This is a genomic window from Lacrimispora sp. BS-2 (assembly GCF_040207125.1).
Taxonomy (GTDB): Bacteria; Bacillota; Clostridia; order Lachnospirales; family Lachnospiraceae; genus Lacrimispora.
On sequence record NZ_CP157940.1, the window covers coordinates 3746282 to 3771522 of the forward strand.

General features: G+C 47.7%; 25 protein-coding genes and 1 tRNA gene. 16 read left to right on the top strand and 10 right to left on the bottom strand.

Annotation, left to right across the window (positions count from 1 at the left end; translation table 11 throughout):
• Positions 1 to 6: 6 nt before the first annotated feature.
• The 8 genes from ABFV83_RS17580 to ABFV83_RS17615 form a co-directional block, all read right to left on the bottom strand.
• Positions 7 to 1773, bottom strand: coding sequence for a V-type ATP synthase subunit A (locus ABFV83_RS17580; protein ID WP_349945675.1), 1767 nt, complete (start codon positions 1771 to 1773; stop codon positions 7 to 9).
• Complete coding sequence (locus ABFV83_RS17585; protein ID WP_349945677.1) at positions 1766 to 2368, bottom strand: V-type ATP synthase subunit E; 603 nt, start codon at positions 2366 to 2368, stop codon at positions 1766 to 1768. Before ABFV83_RS17585 ends, ABFV83_RS17580 begins: the two co-directional genes overlap by 8 nt.
• 16 nt (positions 2369 to 2384) lie before the next feature.
• The gene (locus ABFV83_RS17590) at positions 2385 to 2693 is read right to left on the bottom strand and encodes a V-type ATP synthase subunit F (RefSeq protein ID WP_025230563.1); all 309 of its coding nucleotides are present in this window, start codon (positions 2691 to 2693) and stop codon (positions 2385 to 2387) included.
• A 3-nt stretch (positions 2694 to 2696) separates the two neighbouring features.
• Positions 2697 to 3128 carry an ATP synthase subunit C gene (locus tag ABFV83_RS17595; RefSeq protein WP_349945678.1) on the bottom strand — a complete coding sequence of 144 codons (432 nt, stop codon included), beginning with the start codon at positions 3126 to 3128 and terminating at the stop codon, positions 2697 to 2699.
• A 22-nt stretch (positions 3129 to 3150) separates the two neighbouring features.
• On the bottom strand, positions 3151 to 5079 hold the full coding sequence (locus ABFV83_RS17600; protein ID WP_349945680.1) for a V-type ATPase 116kDa subunit family protein: 1929 nt from the start codon (positions 5077 to 5079) through the stop codon (positions 3151 to 3153).
• Between the two features lie 16 nt (positions 5080 to 5095).
• Complete coding sequence (locus ABFV83_RS17605) at positions 5096 to 6142, bottom strand: V-type ATPase subunit (RefSeq protein ID WP_349945682.1); 1047 nt, start codon at positions 6140 to 6142, stop codon at positions 5096 to 5098.
• Between the two features lie 4 nt (positions 6143 to 6146).
• Complete coding sequence (locus ABFV83_RS17610) at positions 6147 to 6458, bottom strand: ATPase (protein WP_349945684.1); 312 nt, start codon at positions 6456 to 6458, stop codon at positions 6147 to 6149.
• Positions 6459 to 6683: 225 nt separating this feature from the next.
• On the bottom strand, positions 6684 to 7805 hold the full coding sequence (locus ABFV83_RS17615; protein ID WP_349945685.1) for an SH3 domain-containing protein: 1122 nt from the start codon (positions 7803 to 7805) through the stop codon (positions 6684 to 6686).
• 495 nt (positions 7806 to 8300) lie between these two features.
• On the opposite strand from ABFV83_RS17615, the gene ABFV83_RS17620 reads away from it, so the two are divergent.
• The 5 genes from ABFV83_RS17620 to ABFV83_RS17640 all read left to right on the top strand — a co-directional run bounded on the left by ABFV83_RS17620 (position 8301) and on the right by ABFV83_RS17640 (position 11246).
• Positions 8301 to 8726, top strand: coding sequence for a pyridoxamine 5'-phosphate oxidase family protein (locus ABFV83_RS17620; RefSeq protein WP_349945687.1), 426 nt, complete (start codon positions 8301 to 8303; stop codon positions 8724 to 8726).
• 370 nt (positions 8727 to 9096) lie between these two features.
• The gene (locus ABFV83_RS17625; RefSeq protein WP_349945688.1) at positions 9097 to 9942 is read left to right on the top strand and encodes a cell wall-binding protein; all 846 of its coding nucleotides are present in this window, start codon (positions 9097 to 9099) and stop codon (positions 9940 to 9942) included.
• A 239-nt stretch (positions 9943 to 10181) separates the two neighbouring features.
• Positions 10182 to 10820: a tRNA (guanosine(46)-N7)-methyltransferase TrmB gene (trmB, locus tag ABFV83_RS17630; protein WP_349945689.1), complete on the top strand. Its 639-nt coding sequence runs from the start codon at positions 10182 to 10184 to the stop codon at positions 10818 to 10820.
• An 87-nt stretch (positions 10821 to 10907) separates the two neighbouring features.
• The gene (locus ABFV83_RS17635) at positions 10908 to 11060 is read left to right on the top strand and encodes a hypothetical protein (RefSeq protein WP_349945691.1); all 153 of its coding nucleotides are present in this window, start codon (positions 10908 to 10910) and stop codon (positions 11058 to 11060) included.
• Between the two features lie 113 nt (positions 11061 to 11173).
• Positions 11174 to 11246, top strand: a tRNA-Lys gene (locus ABFV83_RS17640).
• Between the two features lie 329 nt (positions 11247 to 11575).
• Here ABFV83_RS17640 and ABFV83_RS17645 read toward each other — a convergent pair.
• Positions 11576 to 13114: an FGGY-family carbohydrate kinase gene (locus tag ABFV83_RS17645; protein ID WP_349945692.1), complete on the bottom strand. Its 1539-nt coding sequence runs from the start codon at positions 13112 to 13114 to the stop codon at positions 11576 to 11578.
• A gap of 147 nt (positions 13115 to 13261) precedes the next feature.
• Positions 13262 to 14806 carry an amidohydrolase family protein gene (locus ABFV83_RS17650; protein WP_349945693.1) on the bottom strand — a complete coding sequence of 515 codons (1545 nt, stop codon included), beginning with the start codon at positions 14804 to 14806 and terminating at the stop codon, positions 13262 to 13264.
• A 295-nt stretch (positions 14807 to 15101) separates the two neighbouring features.
• On the opposite strand from ABFV83_RS17650, the gene ABFV83_RS17655 reads away from it, so the two are divergent.
• The 11 genes from ABFV83_RS17655 to ABFV83_RS17705 all read left to right on the top strand — a co-directional run bounded on the left by ABFV83_RS17655 (position 15102) and on the right by ABFV83_RS17705 (position 24842).
• Positions 15102 to 15914: a BtpA/SgcQ family protein gene (locus ABFV83_RS17655; RefSeq protein WP_349945695.1), complete on the top strand. Its 813-nt coding sequence runs from the start codon at positions 15102 to 15104 to the stop codon at positions 15912 to 15914.
• 296 nt (positions 15915 to 16210) lie between these two features.
• Positions 16211 to 17005 carry a fructoselysine 6-kinase gene (gene frlD / locus ABFV83_RS17660; RefSeq protein ID WP_349945697.1) on the top strand — a complete coding sequence of 265 codons (795 nt, stop codon included), beginning with the start codon at positions 16211 to 16213 and terminating at the stop codon, positions 17003 to 17005.
• Position 17006: 1 nt separating this feature from the next.
• Positions 17007 to 17669 carry an SGNH/GDSL hydrolase family protein gene (locus ABFV83_RS17665; RefSeq protein WP_349945699.1) on the top strand — a complete coding sequence of 221 codons (663 nt, stop codon included), beginning with the start codon at positions 17007 to 17009 and terminating at the stop codon, positions 17667 to 17669.
• A gap of 71 nt (positions 17670 to 17740) precedes the next feature.
• Positions 17741 to 18571 carry a fructoselysine 3-epimerase gene (gene frlC / locus ABFV83_RS17670; protein ID WP_349945701.1) on the top strand — a complete coding sequence of 277 codons (831 nt, stop codon included), beginning with the start codon at positions 17741 to 17743 and terminating at the stop codon, positions 18569 to 18571.
• Positions 18572 to 18597: 26 nt separating this feature from the next.
• The gene (locus tag ABFV83_RS17675; protein WP_349945702.1) at positions 18598 to 19500 is read left to right on the top strand and encodes an amidohydrolase family protein; all 903 of its coding nucleotides are present in this window, start codon (positions 18598 to 18600) and stop codon (positions 19498 to 19500) included.
• Entirely contained in the window at positions 19494 to 19922 is a 429-nt protein-coding gene (locus tag ABFV83_RS17680; protein WP_349945704.1) for a secondary thiamine-phosphate synthase enzyme YjbQ, read from the top strand. The genes ABFV83_RS17675 and ABFV83_RS17680 overlap by 7 nt, the downstream gene beginning before the upstream one ends.
• A 97-nt stretch (positions 19923 to 20019) precedes the next feature.
• Complete coding sequence (locus ABFV83_RS17685) at positions 20020 to 21381, top strand: amino acid permease (protein ID WP_349945705.1); 1362 nt, start codon at positions 20020 to 20022, stop codon at positions 21379 to 21381.
• Positions 21382 to 21486: 105 nt separating this feature from the next.
• Positions 21487 to 22209: a GntR family transcriptional regulator gene (locus ABFV83_RS17690; RefSeq protein WP_349945706.1), complete on the top strand. Its 723-nt coding sequence runs from the start codon at positions 21487 to 21489 to the stop codon at positions 22207 to 22209.
• A 30-nt stretch (positions 22210 to 22239) separates the two neighbouring features.
• Positions 22240 to 23025 carry a fructoselysine 6-kinase gene (frlD, locus tag ABFV83_RS17695; protein WP_349945708.1) on the top strand — a complete coding sequence of 262 codons (786 nt, stop codon included), beginning with the start codon at positions 22240 to 22242 and terminating at the stop codon, positions 23023 to 23025.
• Positions 23026 to 23084: 59 nt separating this feature from the next.
• Entirely contained in the window at positions 23085 to 23813 is a 729-nt protein-coding gene (locus ABFV83_RS17700) for a GntR family transcriptional regulator (protein ID WP_349945710.1), read from the top strand.
• 15 nt (positions 23814 to 23828) lie between these two features.
• On the top strand, positions 23829 to 24842 hold the full coding sequence (locus ABFV83_RS17705) for an SIS domain-containing protein (protein WP_349945712.1): 1014 nt from the start codon (positions 23829 to 23831) through the stop codon (positions 24840 to 24842).
• Positions 24843 to 25241: the final 399 nt, after the last annotated feature.

A 25241-nucleotide genomic window follows, 5' to 3' on the forward strand; every position in this document is an offset into this window, starting at 1 on the left:
TCCTCCCTATGCGTTGCGTTCGATGACGGAATCATAGAAGGCATCTACCTGCTTTTTGTAGTCATCAAACATATCAAGTCTGTCGTTAGGTACATCATATTTAATGGAAATGATCTTATCAAAGATCGGATCCTCCTTTAATACGGACATAGGCATTCCCATGGAAACCAGGGAACGTGCTTTCTTGTATAAATAAAGGATTAAATCCATCATCTTAAACTGTTTTTCCATAGGAACGCAGGTATCTTCCTTATGGAATGCGTTCTGCTGTAAAAACCCGATCCGGATCACCTTGGAGATCTCCAGTATGAGTTTCTGGTCATCAGGAAGCATGTCTCCGCCGATCAGCTTTACGATCTCCATCAGGCTGCTTTCCTGGGTCAGCAGAAAGACCAGCCGGTTTCTGTAGTCCACAAATTTTTTATCTACATTTTCCACGTACCAGGGAGCTAAATCGGTCAGGTACTCAGAATAGCTGCTGAGCCAGTGGATGGCCGGGAAATGGCGTTCGTTTGCCAGGTTCCGGTCCAGGCCCCAGAAGCAGCGGACAAACCGCTTGGTGTTCTGGGTTACCGGCTCGGAGAAGTCGCCTCCCTGAGGGGATACGGCTCCAATGATGGTGACTGAGCCTTCCGTACCGTTCATGTTCTGCATCATTCCGGCCCTTTCATAGAAGGCCGATAAGCGGGAAGCCAGATAAGCCGGGAAACCTTCCTCTGCAGGCATCTCTTCCAGACGTCCGGATAATTCCCTTAAGGCCTCGGCCCAGCGGGAGGTGGAATCCGCCATGATCGCCACATGATATCCCATATCCCGGTAATATTCCGCCAGAGTAAGGCCGGAGTAGAGGCTGGCTTCACGGGCGGCTACGGGCATGTTGGAGGTATTGGCAATCAGTGTGGTCCGGTCCATAAGGGGATTTCCGGAACGGGGGTCAACCAGCTCTGAAAACTCCTCAAGCACCTGGGTCATCTCGTTGCCTCGCTCCCCGCAGCCGATATAAATGATAATATCCGCATCAGACCACTTGGCGATCTGGTGCTGGGTCATGGTTTTTCCTGTTCCAAAGCCGCCGGGGATACAGGCAGTTCCTCCCTTTGCAAGAGGAAACAGGGTATCAATGATACGCTGCCCGGTGATAAGAGGCTTCCCGGCCGGGTACCTCTTTAAAATAGGCCTTGGCATGCGGATGGGCCATTTCTGGGTCATAGTGATTTTCTTTTCTGACCCGTCTAAAAGCTGAAGGGTCAGCAGGGGATCGGATATGGTATAGGAACCATCCTGGGCCACGTCAAGGACATAGCCTTCCATATCAGGAGGTATCATAACTTTATGGACAATGGCAGGGGTTTCAGGAACCTCGGCAATGATGGTCCCTGGCAACAGATGATCTCCCTTTTTAACTGTTATGTGAGTCTTCCAGAGCTTTGAACCATCAAGAGAGTCCACATGAACGCCCCGGTCAATGTATGCTCCTCCGGTCTTTGCAATCTCGCTTAAAGGGCGCTCGATTCCGTCAAAGATGTTGTTTAAAATGCCTGGAGCCAGTGTGACGGATACGGGGAAGCCGGTGGAGGTGACCGTTTCTCCCGGTTTTAGGCCGCTGGTTTCCTCGTATACCTGGACAATGGTGCGGCGGTCTGTAAGGCCGATGACCTCGCCGACTAAGTGGTCCTTGCCCACATGGACCATTTCATTCATTCGGAATCCGGAATCGCCCTTTAAATAAATGACAGGGCCGTTGATGCCGGAAATGGTGCCTGTATTAGTCATTGACCGTACCTCCCGTCAGATCATTTATGTCAAAGCGGAAGTCGCGCTTTGCCTCCGCCAGCTTGGTTTGAAATGAATTATCGATTAATATATGCCTGGAAGGGATGACTGCCCGGGTTCCTCCCAGAAAGGAGTATTCGCTCACCTGAATATCAGAGCCGCCTGAAATCGACAGTTCATTGATCTTTTCTTCATCTGCAGGATCGATGTAAATGGTTATGAATTCTTTTCCTGCCAGGGCCTTTGCTTCCTGTATCTGTTTTTTCAAAAGCTTTGTATATTCCGGGGATTCCATGAATGTGGCCAGTTTATCCCGAAGCTCCGAAAACAGCTTATCTTTCAGCTCATCCTGTTTTTTTCCAAAGACCCGCTTCATACCGATCTGTTCCAGGGAAAGCTTTTTGTTAATTTCCCGTTCGATCTGTTCGCTTTCTAAATCCACCTGATGTGCGGCCCTTCGCTTTGCATCCACCTGATGCTCTGAAAAGGTCTGCTCCAAGGCAGCTGTATATTCATCAAGCATCTTTGCACTGCGGGTTCTGGCATCTTCCATACAAAATTCCAGGAAATGCTGTAATTTTTCCTCAGTCATCAAGATGACCACCTCTTTCTTATAGTTTTAATCCGATGGCTTCGTTAACATAATCCGTGATAAAGTTCGGCTTGCGGCCGGTACCATGGCGGTCAGGGATTTCTATGATCAATGGGAGCTTACGGTTCAGCTTCACATCATTGATGATGTCCGGAAACTCTTTTCCGAACTTTTCTGTCAGGAGAATGATCCCGATCTCCTTATCGGCCAGGACTTTATCCAGTTCACGTTTCAGTTCTGCCTTTTCATGAACGACAGCGCCCTCGACCCCGGCTAATCTCATGCCGGTCCAGGTATCCACGTTGTCGCTGATCAAATACATTTTCATGAGTTACAGCTTACCTAAGATCATGAAAGAAATGATCAGACCATACAGACAAACACCTTCGGCAAGCCCTACGAAGATCAGTGATTTACCAAGTATGGAACCATCCTCACTGATGGCGCCCAGAGCAGCGCTGGCAGCTGCGGAAACGGCAATACCGCCGCCGATGCATGCAAGCCCTGTAGAAAGTGCAGCAGCTAAGTAGCCCATTCCTGCGATGCTTCCTGCGCCTGCGGCTGTGCTTTCCGCAGCGGCAGCCTGGCCGTTAAACATCAATACGCTGGAAACGATCATGGTTCCAAAAAACAAAAGCGTGTTGATACCAAGGGCGGTTTTATAGCGGCCCTTGGTTTTTGCGCCCATGGAAAAAACTCCGAAAGGAATGGCGATGCTTAAGATTAAGGCGATAGCTAATGTTATTTTTACTAAGGTTGACATAATATTACCTCCGTTTTGGTTTTTAAATTTTCTTTCCGTATGGTTTAAATGCACGGCCGGTTCCCCGATAGAAACGGCTGAATAATTCATAATATTCCAAACGCAATACCTGGATTCCAACGATCAGGCCTTCCATGCCGCAGACAAATAAGTTGCCAAGAACCACAACCAGCCAGTTTGGGCTGCCTGCTTCCGCACCGGACAGCATGAGCACCACCTCCATCATGGCCGCATGGCTGACAGCAAAGGCCCCTACACGGACAAAGGAAAGGGTGTTGGAAAAGTAGCTTAAAAGCACTTCAAACAGTTCAAAGAAGCCCTGGACCACAAACATGCCCTTTTCCTTTGGCATGATCTGCGCTTTCTTTTCCACCATATTAGTGAGAGGCTCCTTAAAAAACATAATAAGCAGCGGGAGGCCAAACATGATGACAAGGAGTATGGCTGCCGGAATGGGATTGTTTGTCATGTAAAGAACGATGGTGAGCACAAGGCTTGCGTAAAAGACAAGTCCTGCAGCACCGTTTGTGTCAAACAGGGTTCTTTCCGGATCCTGAAAGCGGATGCTGTTTATGATGTTGAGAACCATGGTCAACAGGATGATTCCCATACCAATGGAAACCGCAACGATAAATACGGTGTTCAGTCTTCCTATAAAGGGCAGGCTGGTCATGTGCTCCATGGGGCGGAGCCATACGGCCTTAATAATATCTTCGAATCCGAAAACACTGCCGAACAGGAATCCGAATATGGTTGAAAAAAAGCCGCAGCAGGATATAATAGCCGCCAAATTTATCTTTTTCAGCCGGTAGAGCAGGAGCCCTCCAAACAGAAGACAGATTCCCTGTCCCACATCCCCGAACATAAAGCCAAACAGAAAGGAGTAGGTGAGGCCGATCAATATGGTGGGATCGATCTCATTGTATGCCGGCAGTCCGTACATCTGAATGAACATCTCAAAGGGTTTAAAAAGCCTGGGGTTGTGCAGCTTGGTGGGCGGCTGGCTCATAATCTTGTTATGGTCATCCTCCACGATACAGAAAGTTTTTTCATCGCTGGAGATTTCTTTCTGAAAGGCGGCTGCATCCCGGTTGCTCATCCAGCCGCAGAGGATGTAAAAGGTGTTTACCTTCTGCTTGGTGCATGCGGCCAGCTTTCTCACGTTAAAGTTGGTTGAGAAAGTTTCCAGACTCCTTAGTGCCCCCAATAACTCTTCCTGCCTTGATACCAGCAGTCCGGACACCTGGTTCCGGATGCCGTCAATATCTGACTGGAGAGCACTTATCTTATCTTCCAGTTCATGAATGGCATCTAAAGGCGTGCCCTTGTATTCATCGGGTAAAAAGTAACGTTCAAAACGCATGGAGGCATAAATGGCGTCTATCTGGTTTGAAATGGTTTCCGGCACAAAGTAAACCAGCCAGACATATTCGTTATCCTCCCGGCATTTATAGAGGACAGTATCAATGGTATCGTATACGTAACTCACGAATTTGTCGAAATATTCATGAGAAATGCGTCCAAAACGGAATTTAATGTACTTAAATTGAAGGATGGAGCTTAAGTCATAGTTAAGTCCGGTAAATGGAAGGATACGTTCCAGGGATTGGCGGTAGGACTTTTGTTCGGATACAAGCGCCTCTTCCTTTGCCGTAAGCTCCTTTACCTGTGCCCCGATCGCTGTGACAATTCCGGCGGCCTGTTGGATGGGAATCTTTTTCCTGCCGCTTTTCTGAACATCCGGCGGGAGTAATTCTGCCAGCTCCATGGCTCGCTGGTAATCGTCTTTGTATGGATTGGTTTCAATATAAGGTCTTAAGTCTTTCACCGTCTTTAATTCCGACAGGGCATTTTCCAAATGGATTTCATATTTGGATAAATAAGTATCAATGACCCGGTCAATATCTTCCTTAGGTCCGGTGATGCTTAAGAATTTCATTTTTTCTATCACGAAAAAACAACCCCCTTTACTTTTTTACTACATAGGAGATGATTTCATCCGGGCTTACGCGGTAACGGATGCTCTCTATGAGGGTGATAATCTTTTGAATTTCTTCCTCCTTAAAATAAAGATAGGAATTCAGTGTGGCAATGGAATATGGATTCTGCCGGCTGGTGGAATTATATATTTTATCCAGCACTTCATGAGTCAGCTGCTCTAAGTCCGGCATGTCTGCAGCTTCCAGATCTGATTTCCGCCCATAAAAGGTGGTCCTTAGTACGGAATAGAACTCTGCCAGCGTAGCGGTCTCTGCCATTTTTCCGATCTGCTCCTTATTCAGGTGATAATTGATCGGGATGAGAAGGGAATAAATGTCGGCAGGCTGCAGATGATAATATTTTTTGGAACGGTAAATCCACTGGACATTCAGTAAATCCAGCTTGCTTCCAAAACAGCGTGTAAGCAGCTCCTTTTCCTTCCTGGTAAGATATTTGCCCATGACCTTCCAAATGGCCTTAAAGTAAAGAAGGTCTAAGTGAACCTCATAATCAAACAAGGTAGGCTGGTCCCTGTCATCTAAGTGGGACAGCAGGTTATAATAGACCGAACCCTCCAGATTGGCTATGAACTCATGTAAGTCTGTGGAGGATAACAGCTTTAGCAAATCCAGCCGGGAATGCTTATCAAAAAAGTCCTGGAATACAGAAAGATCGATATCCAGCCGGTTCCGCCCCATAGCATTGCGAAAGCATTTCTTCAGGATATCGATTTCAAAGTGCATAAAATACAGGTTCAGAAACTTACGCTGGGTTAAATTGGCGAACCGGTAGAGTTTGGCAAAATCCTGGTACAGGGAAAGGATCAGCCGCTGTTCAATGACTCCCCGGTGGAGCTCCACACCCTCCAGGTTTGCAAACAGCCCTTCATAGGCGGGAAGACGCCTTAAATATTCCACTGCATCAGAAACGGTTTCAAGGGCTGCCATTTCGCGAAACTGGCTGCCGGTGATCAGATGGCTCTCCATGGCTCTTACCTTGGTTGTAATGCCGCTGTAGGATAGTAAGTCTCCCATAGGATCACTCCTTTATCATAGTATTGAATAGTTCCCCCACATATTGAGTATGATGGTCTTCATAACGTTGTTCCATGGCTTCAAGGACCTTTTGGGAATCACTTCGCTGTTTTTCCAGGCGTTTGTTCATACTGATTTCCATGCCGGCCTGCAGCTCTTCAATCTTTTTGCTGGTTTCTGCTTCCAGCTGCGCATCAAATGCAGCGGTCCGTTCTTCCATATCTTTGGCAAACGCCTTTTTGCGTTCATTGGCATCATTCATAATGGAAGCCGCCGCCGATTCAATCTCAGATATCTTCTCGATCACAGTGTCCATACCGTGTCCTCCTTTTTATAATAGTACATTGAAAATATAATGCTAATTTATAATGATACTACAATTTTTTAAAAATACCATAGGCTGTTAGAAAAAAACAAAATATTAATGGAATTTTAGCATAAACATAAGTTACGCATCCAGGGTAACGGTTATGCATGTACAATAAAAAAAGCGAAGCTCAGGGGAGTGTTTCCCATGGATTCTTCGCTTTTAACGCTTTCTTTACTGGGTGGCAGCGGTTGTATTATCCGTTGCAGAGGTGGATTCCCCTGGGACCGTTCCTGTCCCGCCTTCCGTTATGGTCAGGAATTCGCTGGCAACATAAGCTTCTGTTCCTTCAAACATAATGACCGTCCATTTGTCGTCATAGGTCTTGACATATTCCACTACTGTACCGGAAGCAAGGCTTCCAAGCTTGGCGCCGTTGGTGGAAGGCTCGGAGCGGACATTAAGCTTGCTCTTGGTGGTATAAATCTTAGGGGCTTCTGTTTCTGGCTCCGCAGGCTCTGTGGGTGCTTCGGTGCTTGTTATGGCTTCGGTAGAGACCTCAGCAGTCGTCACGGCTGTTGTAGGCTCTTTTTTTGAACTTTTTCCTGGGATCAGTTTTACGATGATCAGGACAAGAACAAGAAGAACTAGGAAAATGAGAGCTGGTTTTAACAGTCCGTAGGTATCAAAGCCTTTCTTTTTGGTGCGCCGCCTGCTTCTGCTGTGTGAAGAGGGCCTTTGGCCGCTTCTGGAAACATTCCTCTGGGCCGGCCTTTGTCCGGGTTTTGTCCCATCCGGTCTTGTTCCAGTGCGCCCTGTTCCGCCGGTATGTTCCTGGGTTCTTAAAGGCGCAGTTCTTGCGCCGCTGTTTCTTAAAGTTCCGGTTCCCTGGAATTCACTTCTTGGAGCGCCGCTTCGAGGCGGATTATTCCGGGGAGAGGAAGAGATGGTCCTGACGTCTGCAGGCCGTTTATTGACGGGGGCTCCCCCGTGGCTTCCTCTATTATGAGAGTTTGCAAAGGCATTGACTTCCTGAGACAGAAGCTGGAAGGCTTCGTTGGCATCATAGGGACTGTCATCTCCTTCGTGGACTGCCTTATTTCCCAGCACGCGGATCCTGTGATAGTGGTCTTTGGCAGCCTGAGAAATAAAGCGCCCTTCAAATAGCTGGTCTATGCTGTCCGCCAGATCGCCTTCTACAATCAAAGCCCTTTCCCCAAGATAATTAACCATATATTCCAAGGTTTGCCGGGCTTTGATCATGGCCATGTTATACTGCTTCTGGCTCATGAGCTTTTCCGTTTCCCTTTGACCCTGCTGGATTCTTAGCAAGAAACTGTTGTCTGTAGTTCCCATATATTTCCTCCTTTGCAAAAACGGTTGTATTCCAATATACAGATATTATACTAGATTATTACAAATTGTGCACCTGTTATTTTGTCGTTTTTTGATTTGTAAGAGAAAAGTAAAAAGTAAACAGGAAATCCAAAGTTTTTCCTAATATCCATCAGGATTATCATGCTGTAAAGTTCCTATAAAAGGGAGGGCCGGCAAGATCGGAGAATCCTGCCGGCTGAGTATGAAAAAAAGTTCTTATTAAAAGGATATTACTTGTTACAAGTATAAATATACCGGGAGGATATGTAGAAAAAATGTGGAAGATGTGAACAGTTTGTGAAAGGAAAGCAGTGTATTGATAATTGATCGTTTACAGGCAATATGTATGATAAAGCAGGAACATAGCATGCTGAATAATCGGATAAAAATTTATGCTGTGCCAGGAATATGACATACTGTTGTCATGTTCAATGTGATATATTTGTTTCAAATAAAAAGCAGGAGGCAAATATAATGAATGAAGAAATTATTGCTAGAGCCGGAGAAATTGTTGCGGCAAAAACCGGTGGAGGAAACGAGGGGTTTTGCGTATTAGCGTTGATTGACAAAGACGGTTATCCAACCGCTTCTACGATATCCGCATCAAAGGCAGACGGTATCAACTGGATTACATTCTGTACTGGGCTTGAAAGCAATAAAGCCGATCGCATTAAAAAATGTAATCTTGCAAGTGTCTGTTTTAATGCAATAGACCACAATATCACACTAGTGGGTACGATAGAGATATTAACTGATCCGGATATAAAGAAAGAAATGTGGTACAAGGGTCTTGAAGATAATCTCGATGGACCAGAAGATCCAAACTACTGTGTTTTGCGTTTTAAGACAGAGCGTTATAATCTGCTGATTGATTGGAAGGAAGCAAAGGGGACTTTATAAAGAGTTTTTGGTTTATGAGTTTCTGGATTGAATCATATATAAGCTGAGAAAAGAAGGGGGATACCTCTATAAAGGAGAGGAGCCGGCAAGATTGGAGGAATCCTGCCGGCTATATGAAAAAAGTTTATCTAAAAGGATATTACCTGTAACAAGTATTAATATAATGATCAGTTGTGTAGAAAAGTTGTGGAAGATGTGAACAGTTTGTGAAAGAGGCTGTGCCTTTTTTGCTGAGGGACAATCCTGGATTTTCAATCATATTTTTATACTAGTGAATCCTGTGGATATGTTGTATATCCGCAGGATTCACAATCTCAGGGCTGAAGGCTGCTTTTCTTTCATGCCCTGCAGAAAAAAGAAAGGTGAGAATATGACATCTCAGGAAAAAAGACAGGCGGTATGTGATAAATATGCAACTATTATAGGCCGCAACATTTATAGTCTGGATCTGCGGGATTACTGTTTTAAAAAATATATTAATAACAAATATTACAGTGACTGCAGCAGTTCTATTTGTTATTCCTATAAAGAAGCAGGCTATGGTTTTGGCATCCTGACTACGGCTGGAATTTATCAGTCCAGTGCTCTTAGTGTAGTAGATGTGAATATAGCAAATGGCATTCCGGATATCTCCAGGCTGCGAAAGGGGGACATGCTTGAATTCGCCGGAACGGATGCCGAGCGGCCACTGAAAATCGGCCATGTTGAAATGTACTATGGAAATAATATTTTATGCGGCCATGGCAGCGGTACTCCGTCCTTTAAGGATCTCAAGGGCTATTGCACCAGCCGGTACAATTCCTGGGCTCCCGGAGGATGGCGTGAAGGTCTTGTATGCATCCGAAGATACATCCAGGACGATGGTGAGACAGAGACGGAAACGGAAACTGTCAGGTTATCAGGCTGGAAGAGAGAAGCTGATGGATGGCACTTTTACCTTGGAAATCCGGGAGAAACGGTAAGAAGTTCCTGGTATCAGGATACCGATGGGAAGTGGTACTGGTTCAACGCAGCCGGTGTCATGGTTTCGCGTATCTGGTACCAGTACAAAGGTGACTGGTACTATCTGAGAGCAGACGGAGCCATGGTCAAGGGACAGCAGGATATTGACGGCAAATGGTATTATCTGAATCAGGGTGGCAGGATAGCAACAGAACCGGTGAAGCTGACCCCGGATGAAAATGGGGCGCTGCAGTATCCGGGTATGACAGTGTAAGAGAAGAAGGCGGGCGCCGGTACAATTTATGTACTGACCCGCCTTCTTCTCTTACACTGCCATAATAATGAATATTTTTGTAAATAATATGGATTATCCTATGATCTTTATTGGAAATAATTAAAAAGTCCAGGAAGGAAAATAAACGGCAAACTTGCGTTCCCAGCACCATGTATGATACAATCGTTCAGGCGATGCATGTTTTCATTAAGATGAATTTATTTGGAGGAATTTTAAGTATGAGGTTACGTCATATACCAGGCTCGGAAGAAGAAATCGCGGGCAGTCCATATGTTGTCCAGGCTCCTTTTGAGAAAAAGGGCTGCTGGAAGGAAGTGTTTGGCAATGAAAATCCCATAGAGATAGAAGTTGGCATGGGAAAAGGCCGTTTTATCATGGAATTGGCTGCTATTCATCCGGAAATAAATTATGTTGGTATTGAGAGGTATCCCAGCGTTCTTTTGAGAGGTCTGCAGAAAAGGGCTCAGATGGAACTTGATAATATATTTTTTATGTGCGTGGATGCAAAAAACCTGGCAGATATATTTGCACCGGGGGAGGTTCAGAAGGTTTACTTAAACTTTTCCGATCCATGGCCCAAGGACCGCCATGCAAAGCGCAGGCTCACATCAGAGGATTTTATGGCGGTTTATGGCCAGATTTTAAAGTCTGACGGAACTGTGGAGTTTAAAACCGACAACAGGGGGCTGTTTGACTATTCCCTGGAAGCGATCCCAAAAGCCGGATGGAAGATTGAGGAATTCACCTATGACCTTCACCACAGTGAGATGGGAGAGGGAAATGTGATGACAGAGTATGAAGAGAAATTTTCCTCTAAGGGGAATCCGATTTATAAATTGATCGCAGGAAGAAAATGATATTTTTTAAATCCGGCATTCGGTTTCAATAACCGTGATGCCGGTTTTGCATATAATAAAGAAAAAGCAGATGCGGGAGCAGCAGTTATGGGAATGAAAGACAAGGTCACGAGCAAGCTTCTTCAGGCTACCAGCGATAAGACCGAATTAAATAAGAAAATGCTGGCTTGGAACAAATCTTTTGTAGAAGTGAACAAAACACTGGGTGGAAATGCACAAAAAAATAAGAAAAATAAATAAATTCGAAAAAGTTGTAAATTATTTGTAAAAAAGGTGTTGACTTTTGTTGGATACGGTTATATAATTACACACGTGCTCAAGACGAGAGCACAGTGAAAGAAAACAAAAGACATGCGCCTTTAGCTCAGTTGGTAGAGCAGTAGACTCTTAATCTATTTGTCCAGGGTTCGAGTCCCTGAAGGCGCACTCAAAAGTTCCGGTTTTGCAGACAGAGAGCTGCGGGGTTGGGGCTTTTACTTTGTCTGAATTTATGCGGATTTACAAGGTTTTGTTTCGTTTGAATAGAATAGATGGGGAAGCGGATGCCTGGAGGGTGTTCGCTTTTTTATTTAGGTCTATTTTGTAGTGAAAAAACCTGATTACCTAATATATGCGAATCGTTATATCCCGCGGAGATCCAAAAGCAGACGGTCTGAACCCTGTCAAAGCGTGTTGAAAATTATTGTGCCCGGAGAGCCGCTGTAAGACGGCCTGCCGGGCATAATAAACTTTCAGACGCGCTTTTTTTGTTGCTGTTACTGCTCTGCCAGTGCATGCATGAGTTCAGCTGCAGCAGGATAAAGCCTGTCATAAATATCCTGATATATCTTGTAGGTCTCGTGATTTTTTGCATCTGGATGGTAGGTTTTGCCGGGCTTGATAAACTTGGTCAGGGCGGCAAAATCCTCAAAACCGGGATGCTTTACGGCGGTAGCTGCCATCATGGCATCCCCAAAGCAGGCGCCGATGGTCACAAGCGGTGTATTGATCTCCTTGCCGGTCACATCCGCCACAATCTGCATCCAAAGTGGGTTCTGTACGCCGCCTCCTACGGCAAATATCTGGTCAATAATTACATTGTCATGGGCTTCCATAAGGCTCAGCTGCTGATTGACGGAGAAAGCCACGGATTCCAGGGCGCTGCGGTACATATGGGCTCTGGTGTGGGCCAGGGTCAGACCAAGCAGGCAGCCTCTGGCCAGGGGGTCATTGATGGGAGTCCGCTCACCGGCAAAATAGGGCAGTGTGATCAGCCCGCCGCTTCCCGGTGCAATTTGATCAACGCCCTCCAGCATGGTCTGATAGGCGTCCGGACCACCGTCCTGCTCCAGTGCCAGGGCATCCGGGAACAAGGTGTCACGGTACCATTTGGTCAGGGAACCGGCCGCGTTGGTCCCTGCGGAAATGTCACATAGGCCCGGAACGATAAATTCTTCCCGCCACAGGCGGTCATCGTCCACCAGTTCCTTTGTTCCCAGAATCATGTAGATGGAAGATCCGAACTGAATCATCATCTTGCCAGGAGCAACCACGCCGATGCTGATGGCTTCCGCGCCGGAATCATCGGTTCCCGTGATGACCGGAGTGCCCTCTTTTAAGCCGGTTTCTGCTGCTGCCCGGGAGGTCACTCTGCCTGCGATCTCGTTGGCCTCTTTGATCTCTGCCAGCTGGCCGGGGCGGCAGATGGGAGCGCACAGTCCGGGGTTTGGTACCCCGTCCCGGTCGTACAGGGGATTAAAGCTGGACAGTCCCAGGAACCGGTCCACCACATAATTCCCTGTCAGCCTGGCTGTGATGAAGGTGGAAGCTGTGATGAATTTGTATGTTTTTTCATAGATCAGGGGCTCATTGTTCTTGATCCAGAGAATCTTGGGCATCACATCTGAGGAACAGAGAGGTCGTCCGTACCATTTCTTGATCTGTTCCTCACCGTAAAGCTCTGTAAGCTGCGCCATCTCCCTTGTGGCTCTGGAATCGATACCATAGAGGATAGCTTTTCGCAGGGGGCGGCACTGTTCGTCCACAGGCAGGCAATCCGCGCCCAGTGCGCTGGCTCCCACAGCCAGAATGTCTGCAGGGTCCACCTGGCTTTCTGCGATCAGCTGCCGACTGATGGTACAAAAATCCTCCCACCAATCCTCATCCGCATCGTGCTCATAATAGCCGGGCCTGGCATTGGTCATGGCGTGTTCGGCAGTTCCGGTGGCGATGATGTTGCAGTCATGGTCGATCAGTACGCCTTTGCTGGAGTTGGTTCCCGTGTCAATACCCATAAAATATTTTTTACCAATCATGTTTACCTCCATAAGAAAATGTTGTTCAACTGTGTCCGCAGGTCTGCGGGACAGCTTGTGTTAGGAACCGATTATGTAACAAGTGAAAAATGCTGCGGCCAGGCAGGTCACGGGCACAGCCGGTCTCCTTTTAATTCGGCGATTTCCTTAAATCGTGCGATGGACAATTTTGCCGTCCACCAGAGTCAGGCACACTTTGATGCCTCGCATCTGGTCCATGGGGGTCTCAAACACATTCCCATCCAGCACTGCGATGTCTGCCAGATTACCGGCTTTGAGGGTACCCAGCTGGGATTCGCAGCCCAGGTTGTACTGGCCCCCGTAGGTCCAGGCCTTTAATAACTCAGCAGTGGTCAGGGTGTTCTCTTTATTGAAGGGCGCACCTCCTTCAGGGAACAGGGCGCCTACTGTGTGGTAGATGGACTCAGGAATATCGTCGTAAAGCAGCGGCAGGTCCGTGCCGCAGGAAATCGTCACACCACTCTCGGCCATTTTTCGGCGGTTCCAGTAGTTTTTGCCACGTTCCAGACCGATCTTTTCCTGAATCATTGCCAGCTTGCCGTCCCGGTCTGCGATGGACATGATCTGAGGATAGACCTCTGCCACTATGCCGAGAGCTCCCATGCGCTCCAGATCAACAGGATCCGAGCACTCCAGGTCTGTGATTGCATGACGGTTTTTCACCTTGCCGTCTGGTCCCCTTTGGCACTGGTCAAAGATATCGATAGTCCTGCAGATGGCTCCATCGCCCTGTGCATGGAGAGAAAAGCGGAAGTTCTCCCTGTCGGCTGCCAGGGTATCCCTTCTTAAGCCTTCCCAGTCGATATTTTTGGCGCAGCAGGTGTCCGCGCAGAGGTAGGGAGACTTCATTTCGCCTTCCAGCTGGCTGATTGATCCGTCGGTCATCTGGTTATAACCTGAGAAATGTACAAAAATGCCGGGAAAGAAATCCCGCATTTCCTTTCCGTATTCCAGATTCATGGGAAAGCCTACAGGCTGGCTCATGAAATGTACTCTGGCAGTCAGCGCGTTCTCCTGTTCTAATTTCTTAAGTTCTTCTGTAAAACCGTAGAAATCGTCAAACCCCATTTCCTTGACAGAAGTAATTCCTCTTGAATTCATCATGGACAGATATTTCCTGAATTCCGGTACGGAAAATTCCTTCTGTCCCAGAATATATCTCAGAAGGCGCCAGTAGCTTTCTGACCAGCAGGTGTCCGGGGTGAAACGGTACTCCCTGCGGGCGGCGCTGTTCATATAACAGCTTTCTCCTCCTTCCATAAAGAAAATGGCAGGCACGTCCCCAAACTCCTGGTCCAGCCGGTCGCAGCTCAGCTCTGTGAAACCGGGGCGTACCCCTCTTGCAAGCACAGTTGCGCCGGGGGACAGGCCTTCCTGGTAAGCCTTAGCTGCTGCCACCGACTGATCTGCGTTTTGGCATGCGCTTAAATCGGCGCCCGTGATGGTAAGCAGATATCCGTTGAAAAAACAGTGCACGTCCGTAAAGCCAGGGCAGATGAGCCGATCTCCTAAATCCATCACCTGGGTGTCCGGTCCGGCGTACTCAGCTCCGTCCGAGGAACCAGCGGCCAGGATGCGGTTGCCGGATATGGCTATGAAGCCTGCTTCCGGAGTGGAAGCAAGGCCTGAGAAGATAGCGTTGGAACGTAATAGAATGTCAACTTTCTGCATAATGCAGCCTCCTTTGATAAAAATAGTGATATTAATAAGTTGTCGACAATTTCATACCAAATCTAAAATCATCATAACACGGTAGGCATTTGGATTCAATCAAAAAAGCGTTTTGCGGGGAAAATTGTAATAAAAGTGAAAATACATATATAAAAATATACATATTGCACAAAAAATATAATTAAGTGGGTGAGAAAAGTGGAATGATGTTGACATTGTTTCTTTCGTCTGATATTGTAAAAGTGGTATTAAAATATCATAGACATATATAGTAAAATGGGAGGGAATAATACATATGCTTTGGACTGAAAAAATGTTTCATACGAAAAAACCGATTATTGCCATGCTGCATCTGGATCCACTTCCGGGAGATCCCATGTATTCTTCGGATAATGATATGAAGACAACGGTAGCGCACGCCAGGGAGGACCTTAAGGCATTGCAGGAAGGCGGTGTAGACGGGATTTTGTTCTCCAACGAATTCAGCCTTCCCTATGAACGGAATATGAGCTTCGTCACACCTGCCAGTATGGCGCGGGTTATCGGAGAGCTGATGAACGAGATCAGAGTGCCTTTTGGTGTGGACTGTATCTCGGATGGTCTGGCAACCCTGGAGCTGGCTGCTGCTGTGGGCGCCGATTTTGTACGGGGAACCTTTTGCGGCGTCTATGTGGGAGACGGCGGACTGTACAATAATGATTTTTCAAAGCTCCTGAGGCGCAGGGCTGCCCTGCCCCTTGAAAAGCTTAAAATGCTCTATTTCATTAACCCGGAATCCGACCGGAATCTGGATACCAGACCGCTGAAGGATATTGCCAGGTCCACAATTTTCAAGGCTAATCCGGACGGGCTATGCATCTCTGCCTCAGCCGCTGGGCAGGATGTGGATGATGAACTGATCGCACAGGTGAAGGCGGCGGCTCCGGAGGTGGTGGTTCTGTGCAATACCGGGTGCCGCAGGGATACCATAGAGCGGAAGCTGGCTACAGCGGATGCTGCAGTGGTGGGGACTACATTTAAGGAAAACGGCGATTTCTTCGCCCGCGTGGATGTGGTCCGCGTGAAGGAATTTATGGAAGCAGCAAAAGCATACAGGAAGAGTCTGTGAGCAAAAAACTAAGTAAAAAGATTGGGCTGGAGGCAGAGAAGTCATCCTGCGCCAGGCTGTACACAATAGCGTTCGGCGGGGGATGGCTTTTTGATATAAAAATACTTTGTACATATATAAATATAAATCGGTTGATTGGAAAAGAATTCCTGCGAATCAGATAATTTATGTATAATATGCACTATTATATGAACGTAATTATGTGAAAAATAGTAAATTGACACTAATATACTGATTTGATATACTTCAAGTGGTATGAAAAACTAAAAACATATATACATATTGGGAGAAGAAAAATGAAAGTTGCTGCTATCGGAGACAACTGCATTGACGTGTATGAGCGGATTCAAAAGAAATACCCCACCGGCAATGTGGTAGATACGGGAGTCAATATTCAGAAGCTGGGAATTCCCGTATCCATTATCAGTACCACCGGTTCTGATGAAAACGGAAGATGGATGGTGGAGACACTGTCCAGAGAAGGACTGGATTTGAGCCACTTCAAAGTGGGGAACGGGCCGACTGCCATTACTTACATGGATATGGACGGGCTGGACCGGGTGCATGGTGATTATGTGGAGGGGGTGCTGGAACATATTATGTTTGACGACGAGGATGTCCGCTTTGCCGCTGCCCATGACCTGGTGCATACTGCGCTGTGGGGAAAGGCAGAAGAAGCCCTGCCGAAGATCCGTCAGCTTTCCGATGTGCGGATCAGCTTTGACTATGCAGACCGGCTGGACCACGAACTGGTTGAGAAAACCCTGCCATTTGTGGATTATGGATTTTATTCCTACCACAAGGAGCGGGATGCATTTATTGAATCCTACTTAAAGGATAAGGTAGACAGGGGCATGAAGGTTGCGGTGGCCACCTTTGGTGATAAGGGGAGCCTGGCTTATGACGGCAACCAGTTTTATGAGGGAGGCATTTATCCTGCCTGTGTGGTGAATACTGTGGGAGCGGGCGACAGCTTTATCGCTGGATTCCTCTATGAAATTCTGAACGGGTCTGACATTGAAACGTGCCTGGACACAGGCGCGAAGATAGCTGCCAAAGTGGTCAGTACCTTCAATCCATGGGAGGAATGAGATGATAAGAAAACGGGTTCTCTGTTATGGTGATTCCAATACCTGGGGCTACATGCCCGTGACCGGAACCAGGTATGAGGAGAGTGTCCGGTATCCGGGAGTTATGGCTCAATCGCTGGGAGATGAGTACCGGGTTGTGGAGGAGGGGTTAAACGGACGGACCACTGTGTTTTCCGACCGAATGGAGCCGGAGCGCTGCGGAATTGAACACCTGCTTCCGTTTTTGCTGTCCCACCTGCCTCTTGATTATCTGGTGATTATGCTTGGAACAAACGATACTAAAAGCCATTTCCACGTCAATGCCAGAGAAATCGGATACGGTATGGAAGAACTTCTGATCCGGGCCAGGCACATTCTGGATACCAGGGGATTTAGAACAAAAATCATACTGGTGGCCCCGGTTCCCATTTATCCTGAGAGAGATCCCATGTTTGACCAGGAATCCTGGAGGAAGAGCGGGGAACTGGCACTGGTTTTCCGGGAACTGGCTCATACATACGGATGCCTGTACCTGGATGGCGGATCTGTCACCAGGGCTGTGGGAGAGGATGGAATCCATCTGAGCATACAAGGCCACCGGGCATTGGGAGAAGCAATTGCAGAGATCATAAAGGTACACGAACAATGCCAATTTACTAAGCATATGGGGAATCCGTCTGAGTAAGCCGGCATGTATTGCACACAAGTGGTCGGAATACAACCGCTTCGTGCTCATAACAAAGGGGGTAATTAATTATGAAACTTGGCATGTTTACTTCTGGTTATCAGCGCAATCCGCTGGAACACTGCTTTCAGGATGCAAAGCGTTTCGGCTATGACTTCATCGAGCTGTGGGGCGGCAGGCCTCACGCCTTTGCACCAGATCTGAAAGCAGGGGAGATTAAGGACTTGAAACGCCTGATCGATAAATATCAGATGCCGGTGCTGGGATTTACGCCAGAGCACAACGCCTATCCTTATAATTTTATGATTGGAAGCGAGCTGCAGAGGAGAGATGCAGTAGATTACCTGAAGCTGTGTCTGGATATGGCGAAGGAAATGGGCTCTGACTATATGCTGGTGTCACCGGCCCATGCCGGATATCTGGCAACCTATGAGGAGATCTGGTCCCGCATGGTGAGTACCTTAAGAGAGCTGACCGGCCACGCTGAGAAGGTTGGCGTAAAGCTGGTGGTGGAAACGCTGACGCCTTATGAGAGCAACGCGTTCAAGAGCGCAAATGACCTGATCGAACTGTTTAAACGCATTGATTCCCCCTATATTGTGGGTATGTGTGATGTAGTGCCTCCTTTTGTTCAGCATGAAAGCATCATGGCTTACATTGATAAGCTGGGCGAAAAAATGTATCACATGCACATTATTGACGGGGATCAGGGGACAGACAGCCACATTGTTCCCGGCGAGGGTTCCATACCGCTGCCGGAGCTGTTTAAAGAGTTAAAGGATGCCGGATATGAGAAGACTGCCACATTGGAGTTGGTGACAGGATATATCAACGAACCCAGGTTGTATGCCAGAAGAGCCATCGACAATGCCCGTGCCTATATGAGGGAAGCCGGTTTCTGACAGAAGGACGGGAAGGGAGACTGATCATGTTTATTGACATTCATGTACATCCGGCGTTTTATGAGCCGATCAATGAGGACGCCAAGCTGGAGGAGTTAAGGCATAATGCCCTGGACATCCACTTAAACGGAACCGCCCCTCTGCAGCACGTATTCAACCAGATGCGCTGCGCGGGGCTGGACCGCCTGTGCTTGCTGCCGGAGGATTACTCTGCAGAGTACGGCAGGCCGCTGGTGACAAATGAGGAGATCAAAAGGCTGGTGGATCTGGCACCGGACCGCTTTATTGGTTTTGCAGGGGTGGATCCCCTGGCAGAGGGAGCAGAGGACAAGCTGGAGCACGCTTTGGGCGATCTGAAGCTCAGAGGATTAAAACTTCATCCAGCCCGGCAGCATTTTTATCCGTCGGATAAGCGGCTGAATCCGATTTACGACATCTGCGAAAAGTATCACAGGCCTATAATCTTTCACAGCGGACTGTCCTGGGAACCCAATACTCTGGCGAAATATTCCAGGCCCATTGAGTTTGAGGAACTGGCAGCCGCAAGGCCGGGTCTTAAGATCTGCCTGGCCCACTTCGGCTGGCCCTGGGTGCAGGAGACCGCCATGCTTATGCTGAAATATCCCAATGTTTATGCGGATACGGGGCTTCTGTATTTTGACAATGCTTTGGAGTTTTACAAGAAGGTATTTAACCATGACATTCCCACTACATGGATTGACCGCAGTCTGCGGCACCAGGTAATGTTCGGAAGCAACAATCCTCGTTTCGAGCAGATCCGCATGGCAGACGCCATTTCGCGTCTGGGTTTCAGAGAGAGTACCCTGGAGCTGATTAAAGGCGGCAATGCCATCGAATTCCTGGGGGGAATAGAAGAAACTTTCATCAGCGGTGTTGCCGGGAAAGGTAAGGAGGGATACCAGTGGTAAGTACAAGTTCAATTACACTTTTGACAACGGAATACAACCAGATGATCCGGATCACCGGTGAAATCGAAAAAGCCGTGAAGAAAAGCGGAATTCAAAACGGGATTGTCAGCGTAATCAGCAGGCACACGACCACCGGAATTACAGTGAATGAGTCCCTGGAATGCCTGGAAAGTGATATATCGGAATTTCTGGCCAGGCTGGCTCCTGAGGACTGGCCATACGCTCACGCCAGGATGCTCCGTGACTATGGTTCTACGGCCGGCAATCCCACGGGTCATCTGAAATCACTTCTCACAGGAAACCACTGCCATCTGCTGGTAAGCGAAGGATGCATCCAAAAGGGTGGGGCTCAGGAGGTTTACTTTTGCGAATTTGACGGACCGGCCCAGAGAACTATATCCATCCAGGTAATGGGGGAGTAGGGGTTTCAAGCAACAGATGCACGTCCGAAGGGACATGTAGTCATATACGGTTAAGGGAAGCCTGTTAACAAAAATACGAATAAAAAGGAGAAAGAGTATGTCAAATGTTAAAACACCGGAACAAAGTGCCAACGAATTAAAACGGAAGCTTGGTCTTGGCACCGTAATCGCTCTTGGAGTCGGAACAACAGTTGGATCCGGAATCTTCTCATCACTGGGTGAGGTAGCGGGAGCCGCGGGAAGCAGCCTGTTTTTGGTGCTGTCTTTCCTGATCGGCGGAATGCTGCAGATCCCGGCCAACTTCTGCTATGCGGAGTTAGCCAGTGCCTTTCCTGAGGACGGCGGACAGTATGTTTACTTTAAGGAAGCGGGATCACGTCCTCTTGCATTCCTCTGTGGCTGGATCAGTTTCTGGGCCACCGATCCGCCGTCCATTTCCATTATGGCCCTGGCCATTGCTAATTACCTGGCGTTTTTTATTCCGGTTCACGGCTTGATTCTTCGCCTGGTGGCAGTTGGTTTCGTGCTGATTTTCATGGTGCTGCATCTGCGCTCTGTGGAAGGTGGCGGTAAATTCCAGACCATAATCACTGCTTTAAAGGTTATTCCCTTTGTGCTGATCATCGGAATCGGTATTTTCTTCATTAAAGGAGACTTATTCCTGTCTTCTGTGCCGTTGGCAGGAGTGACTGCAACCGGTTTTACCGCCCTTTTGGCCGGTATTTCCGCCACCACATGGTCCTTTGATGGCATGGCGGCTGCCTGCTATATGTCCGGAGAGATCAGGGAACCTAAAAAGAATCTGCCCAGAGGACTGATCCTCACTGCATTTATCGTACTTGCCCTGTATGTCGGCCTGACCCTGATCGCTTCCGGTCTGCTGTCTGTTGGTGAGCTGGCGGCTTCCGAGGCTCCGATTGCTCTGCTGGCCTCCAAGATCCCGGTTATCGGCGGATATGCGGGTACCGTCGTGGCGGTAATGGCAGTGATCGTGGTAATTGGATCTCTGTCCAGCTGTATTATGTTCCAGCCGCGTATTGAGTACGCCATGGCAAAGGATGGCCTGTTCTTCAAGGCTTTCGGTAAGATTCATCCCAAGTATGAAACCCCTTACTTCTCCATATTGGTTCAGTGTGCGGTTGCGATTGTTCTGATTTTCGCCACTTCTCTTTCTGACCTGCTTGGTTACTTCACTCTGGTAGCTCTGTTAAAGAACTTCCTTACCTTTGGCACTATCATTGTGCTGAGAAACAAGGCACACTACAAACCTGAATACAGGATGCCTGTAAGGCCTCTGATGGTTGGAGTGGCTATGCTGATCACAGGAACCCTGATCTGGTCAACCTTTATCTGGGCGCCTGTGGCAGGTATCGCTTGTGCACTGATCGCCGTGGTTACAGGACTTCCGGTATATTACTTCTGGGAGAGCCGGAATAAGAAGGCGGCGGCCATGAAATAGGGAGTCTCCAATTAGAGAGATTGACACTTTGAGGCAGATGTTCTAAGATTGAAGATACTGGAACAATATTTGTATTTTAATATAAAAATAAAAGGAATGTCTGCCATGAGTTTAGATCGCCAGAAGCCCCGTGATGAGGCAATGGAAAAAATTGAAAATTATATAATAAAAAATCATTTAAAACCTGATGAGAAGCTTCCTTCCGAGCGGAGCATGTGCGAGATGTGGGATTTTAACCGGTCCACTCTCAGAAGTGCGATCAAGCAGTTGATCCTGGAAGGCAAAATCTATAACAAGAATGGTTCGGGAACCTACGTGGCCAGGGAAAAATTAGTCCGCAACCTTCAGGATGTCTATGGGTTTTACCAGACAGCACAGATTGCGGGGCGAAAGGTTGATACAAAGGTGCTCCTCGTGGATTTCTGTGAGACTCCCAAGGATATCGGACGCAAAATGAAACTGCCGCTGGGGCACAAGCTGATGCGGCTTGTGCGCCTGCGCTATCTGGATGGGATACCGGTACTGATTTCTACCATCTATCTGGACGCTCAGCGCTTTGCCGGACTGGAACAGGTGGATTTAGACAAGGTTTCTCTCTACGCTGTGCTGAAGGAACAGTATGATGTGGAGGTTTCCGGCGGTATGGAGAAGCTGAGCATCGCCTACTGCGATGAGGAGGAAGCGGGATATCTGGAGATTGAAGAAGGTGCTCCTGTGATTTATCAGTCAGGTGTAACGATGGATCAGCAGGACGTGGTGTTTGAATATTTTAAGGAGATCACCCGATCAGAATACGTTTGCTTCGCAAGCGAGCTTACGAGAAGGTGAGTTCCTTTCTGGCAAATGGAGGAATAAAATATGAAACTGGCTGCAGTTGGCGATAACTGTATGGATGTCTATGACAATACCGGGAACGCTTACCCGGGCGGTAATCCTGTAAACGTGGCTGTGTATTTTGTACGGCTGGGAGGCAAGGCTTCCTACACAGGCGTGGTGGGTACAGATAAGTACGGCACGCTGATGAAGGAGAAAATTGCAGAAAAAGGCGTGGATGTGTCCCACATCCGTTTTATGGAGGGGAACACGGCCATCACCCATGTGGAACTGGTGGGTGGTGAGCGTGTTTTCGGAGATTACGAGGAGGGCGTGCTGGCCGGCTTTAAGCTGACCGAAGAGGAAAAGGATTTTATCTGTGAACATGATATGATTGTGACAGGACTATGGGGAAACATTCATGACGATCTGGCGCAGTTAAAGGAGCGGGGTATCAGGATTGCCTTCGATGCAGCCACAAGGCCGGGAGATCCGGCGGCTGTTGCGGCAATTCCTTCTGTGGATTACCTGTTTTTTGCCACTGACGACGGAGATACCGGGGAACTTCGGGAGGCCATGAAGGAACTTAAGGAAAAAGGCCCTGTGCTGGTAGTCGCAACAATGGGCGAAAAGGGCAGCATTGCCTATGACGGAACCGGGTTTACCACATTTGGGATTGTGCCCTGCAACGTGATGGATACCATGGGAGCCGGTGACAGCTTTATCGCAGGATTCTTAAAGGGTATCCTGGAAGGCAGAGAATTAAAAGAGTGCATGAGAATGGGTGCTGCCAATTCCAGTGTGACATTGGAGTACAACGGTGCCTGGTAATATTGTACATAAGCGGCAAAAGGACGACCGTTAAGTGTTCATAACAAGGAGGAAAAAAGTTGGCCAAAACAACAGAGGTAGCTTACAATTCACCTATTTATCTTCAGCTTCGGGAAGTAGTACGTTCTAAAATCGAGGATGGGGAGTATGCTCCCGGTACGGCTATCCCCTCAGAAAATGTTCTGGCAGGTACCTACGGAATCAACCGCCTGACCGTCCGCAGCGCAATTGATGCGCTGGTGAACGAGGGTTTGTTAAAACGCGTCCAGGGGAAGGGCGTATACGTTGTAGCCCAAATCGAGAGGGATTTAGAGGTATTGGGCGGATTTACCCAGACCATGGATGAAAAGCATGTGCAGAATAAGCGCAAGATCCTGTTGAAAGGCCAGCGGAAGGCCGGAGAGAAATACGCGGCAATCTTTGGAATCAACGAGGAAGATATGCTGTATTATATCAAGCGTCTGGACTATGCGGATGAAGATCCCATTGCCATTCAGGAAATCTATATTCCCTATAATCTGGTGCCCAAGATGGAAGGGATCGATCAGAGCGTGTTCAGCATGTTTGAAATCTATAAATTTTATGGGATTAACCCTGTGAGGGCATGGCAGACCCTGGACTTGGTTCAGCTAACCCAGTCCGATGCCAGACTGATTAATATCAACAAAGACCAGACGGTATTCCTGTTTTCCTGTACCACTTATGACGAGGATGACCGTGTGATAGAATATTCAAAATCTTATACCCGTGGAGATAAGTGCAACTTCAAGGTACATTTCCACAAGTAGAAGGAAGGAGCAGTTATGTTAAAGTTTGATGAACAGAAGCAGATTGACAATATAAACGGCGCTCTGGCGCTGCGGCCGGAGATAGAGAGAGTAGTGGACGAAATTCAGCAGAGAGGTTTTGATGGAATTTATTTCATCGGAATCGGCGGAACCTGGGCTTCCGGTATGCAGGTGGAGGTCTATATGAGAGGCAGAAGTTCCATTCCGGTATATGTGGAGAACGGTGCGGAGTTCATCACCACCGGCAACAAGCGTTTCACCAAGGATTCTATTGTGATCTTCTCATCTGTAACGGGAAGCACTGAGGAGATGGTAAAGGCCATTGAAAAGGTACGGGAAACCGGTGCTAAGGTGTTTGGCTTTATCGACAAGCCGGATGCCCCCATGGTGAAACTGTGTGACTGGTGCATTTCCTACCCTATGAATGAGCAGCTGAAGTTCTATATGGTGGCCAACCGTTTGATGTTCAACAACGGAGAGTTCCCTGAGTACGGCCGGTATAACGCAGAGATGGAGGCTCATCTGGCCCGGGCCCTGGTGGAGGTTGAGAAGGAAGCAGACCAGTGGGCGGCCGGGTTCGCCAGAGATAAATATGAGTATTTTAAGGCCCGTCCGGATATGCCCCACTACTTTGTGGGCGGCGGTAACCAGTGGGGAGCCACTTACTCCTATGCGATGTGCTACTGGGAGGAACAGCTGTGGATCCGTACCAAATCCATCACCAGTGCTGAATTTTTCCATGGTATGCTGGAGGTTGTGGACGCGGAGACTCCTGTCACTCTCTTCATCGGAGAGGACGAGCAGCGTCCCTTGGCAGAGCGCGTGAAAGGCTTTCTGCCTAAGGTCTGCAAAAATTACACTGTCATTGATACGAAAGATTATGAACTAAAGGGAATCAGCCCGGAATTCAGAGGCTCTGTTTCACACCTTGTGATGCATGCGGTGAACAACCGTGTGGATGTCCATATGGAGGAAGAGTTCTGTCATCCCATGGTGATTCGCCGTTATTACCGCCAGTTTGACTATTGATGATGGGAGGAAGGCAGAAATGCCGAAGATTACCATGGATCAAATCGGGGTAATGAGCGTTCAGTACGTTCATTATTCCCTTGAAGGAATATTTGCAGACGCTGGAAGCGTATGACTATAAAGGAATTGCGGATATGGAAATCAACGATTCCATTTGCTGGGCTGATCCTCATTGGAGGAATGAACTACACAATACTAAAATAACGAGATTGACGGATTCCGTTGGGATCCGTCTTATTTTTTACATTCCTACTACGGGCCAATATGTTTTATGTAAGGTGTTTTTATTTAGACTGGACTCCCAATTCTATAATTTTAAAATCTAAAAAAAGAATATGAATCTGAAAATCGTTCATTTCATTTCCTCAATTCTTCCTATATAATGATAGTAACTAACAA

Excerpts from the sequence above, each read along its gene's own strand:
- ABFV83_RS17580 (WP_349945675.1), bottom strand. The coding sequence starts at position 1,773 with ATGACTAATACAGGCACCATTTCCGGCATCAACGGCCCTGTCATTTAT.
- ABFV83_RS17590 (WP_025230563.1), bottom strand. The coding sequence starts at position 2,693 with ATGAAAATGTATTTGATCAGCGACAACGTGGATACCTGGACCGGCATG.
- ABFV83_RS17595 (WP_349945678.1), bottom strand. The coding sequence starts at position 3,128 with ATGTCAACCTTAGTAAAAATAACATTAGCTATCGCCTTAATCTTAAGC.
- ABFV83_RS17605 (WP_349945682.1), bottom strand. The coding sequence starts at position 6,142 with ATGGGAGACTTACTATCCTACAGCGGCATTACAACCAAGGTAAGAGCC.
- ABFV83_RS17610 (WP_349945684.1), bottom strand. The coding sequence starts at position 6,458 with ATGGACACTGTGATCGAGAAGATATCTGAGATTGAATCGGCGGCGGCT.
- ABFV83_RS17615 (WP_349945685.1), bottom strand. The coding sequence starts at position 7,805 with ATGGGAACTACAGACAACAGTTTCTTGCTAAGAATCCAGCAGGGTCAA.
- ABFV83_RS17620 (WP_349945687.1), top strand. The coding sequence starts at position 8,301 with ATGAATGAAGAAATTATTGCTAGAGCCGGAGAAATTGTTGCGGCAAAA.
- ABFV83_RS17625 (WP_349945688.1), top strand. The coding sequence starts at position 9,097 with ATGACATCTCAGGAAAAAAGACAGGCGGTATGTGATAAATATGCAACT.
- trmB (WP_349945689.1), top strand. The coding sequence starts at position 10,182 with ATGAGGTTACGTCATATACCAGGCTCGGAAGAAGAAATCGCGGGCAGT.
- ABFV83_RS17635 (WP_349945691.1), top strand. The coding sequence starts at position 10,908 with ATGGGAATGAAAGACAAGGTCACGAGCAAGCTTCTTCAGGCTACCAGC.
- ABFV83_RS17645 (WP_349945692.1), bottom strand. The coding sequence starts at position 13,114 with ATGATTGGTAAAAAATATTTTATGGGTATTGACACGGGAACCAACTCC.
- ABFV83_RS17650 (WP_349945693.1), bottom strand. The coding sequence starts at position 14,806 with ATGCAGAAAGTTGACATTCTATTACGTTCCAACGCTATCTTCTCAGGC.
- ABFV83_RS17655 (WP_349945695.1), top strand. The coding sequence starts at position 15,102 with ATGCTTTGGACTGAAAAAATGTTTCATACGAAAAAACCGATTATTGCC.
- frlD (WP_349945697.1), top strand. The coding sequence starts at position 16,211 with ATGAAAGTTGCTGCTATCGGAGACAACTGCATTGACGTGTATGAGCGG.
- ABFV83_RS17665 (WP_349945699.1), top strand. The coding sequence starts at position 17,007 with ATGATAAGAAAACGGGTTCTCTGTTATGGTGATTCCAATACCTGGGGC.
- frlC (WP_349945701.1), top strand. The coding sequence starts at position 17,741 with ATGAAACTTGGCATGTTTACTTCTGGTTATCAGCGCAATCCGCTGGAA.
- ABFV83_RS17675 (WP_349945702.1), top strand. The coding sequence starts at position 18,598 with ATGTTTATTGACATTCATGTACATCCGGCGTTTTATGAGCCGATCAAT.
- ABFV83_RS17685 (WP_349945705.1), top strand. The coding sequence starts at position 20,020 with ATGTCAAATGTTAAAACACCGGAACAAAGTGCCAACGAATTAAAACGG.
- ABFV83_RS17690 (WP_349945706.1), top strand. The coding sequence starts at position 21,487 with ATGAGTTTAGATCGCCAGAAGCCCCGTGATGAGGCAATGGAAAAAATT.
- frlD (WP_349945708.1), top strand. The coding sequence starts at position 22,240 with ATGAAACTGGCTGCAGTTGGCGATAACTGTATGGATGTCTATGACAAT.
- ABFV83_RS17705 (WP_349945712.1), top strand. The coding sequence starts at position 23,829 with ATGTTAAAGTTTGATGAACAGAAGCAGATTGACAATATAAACGGCGCT.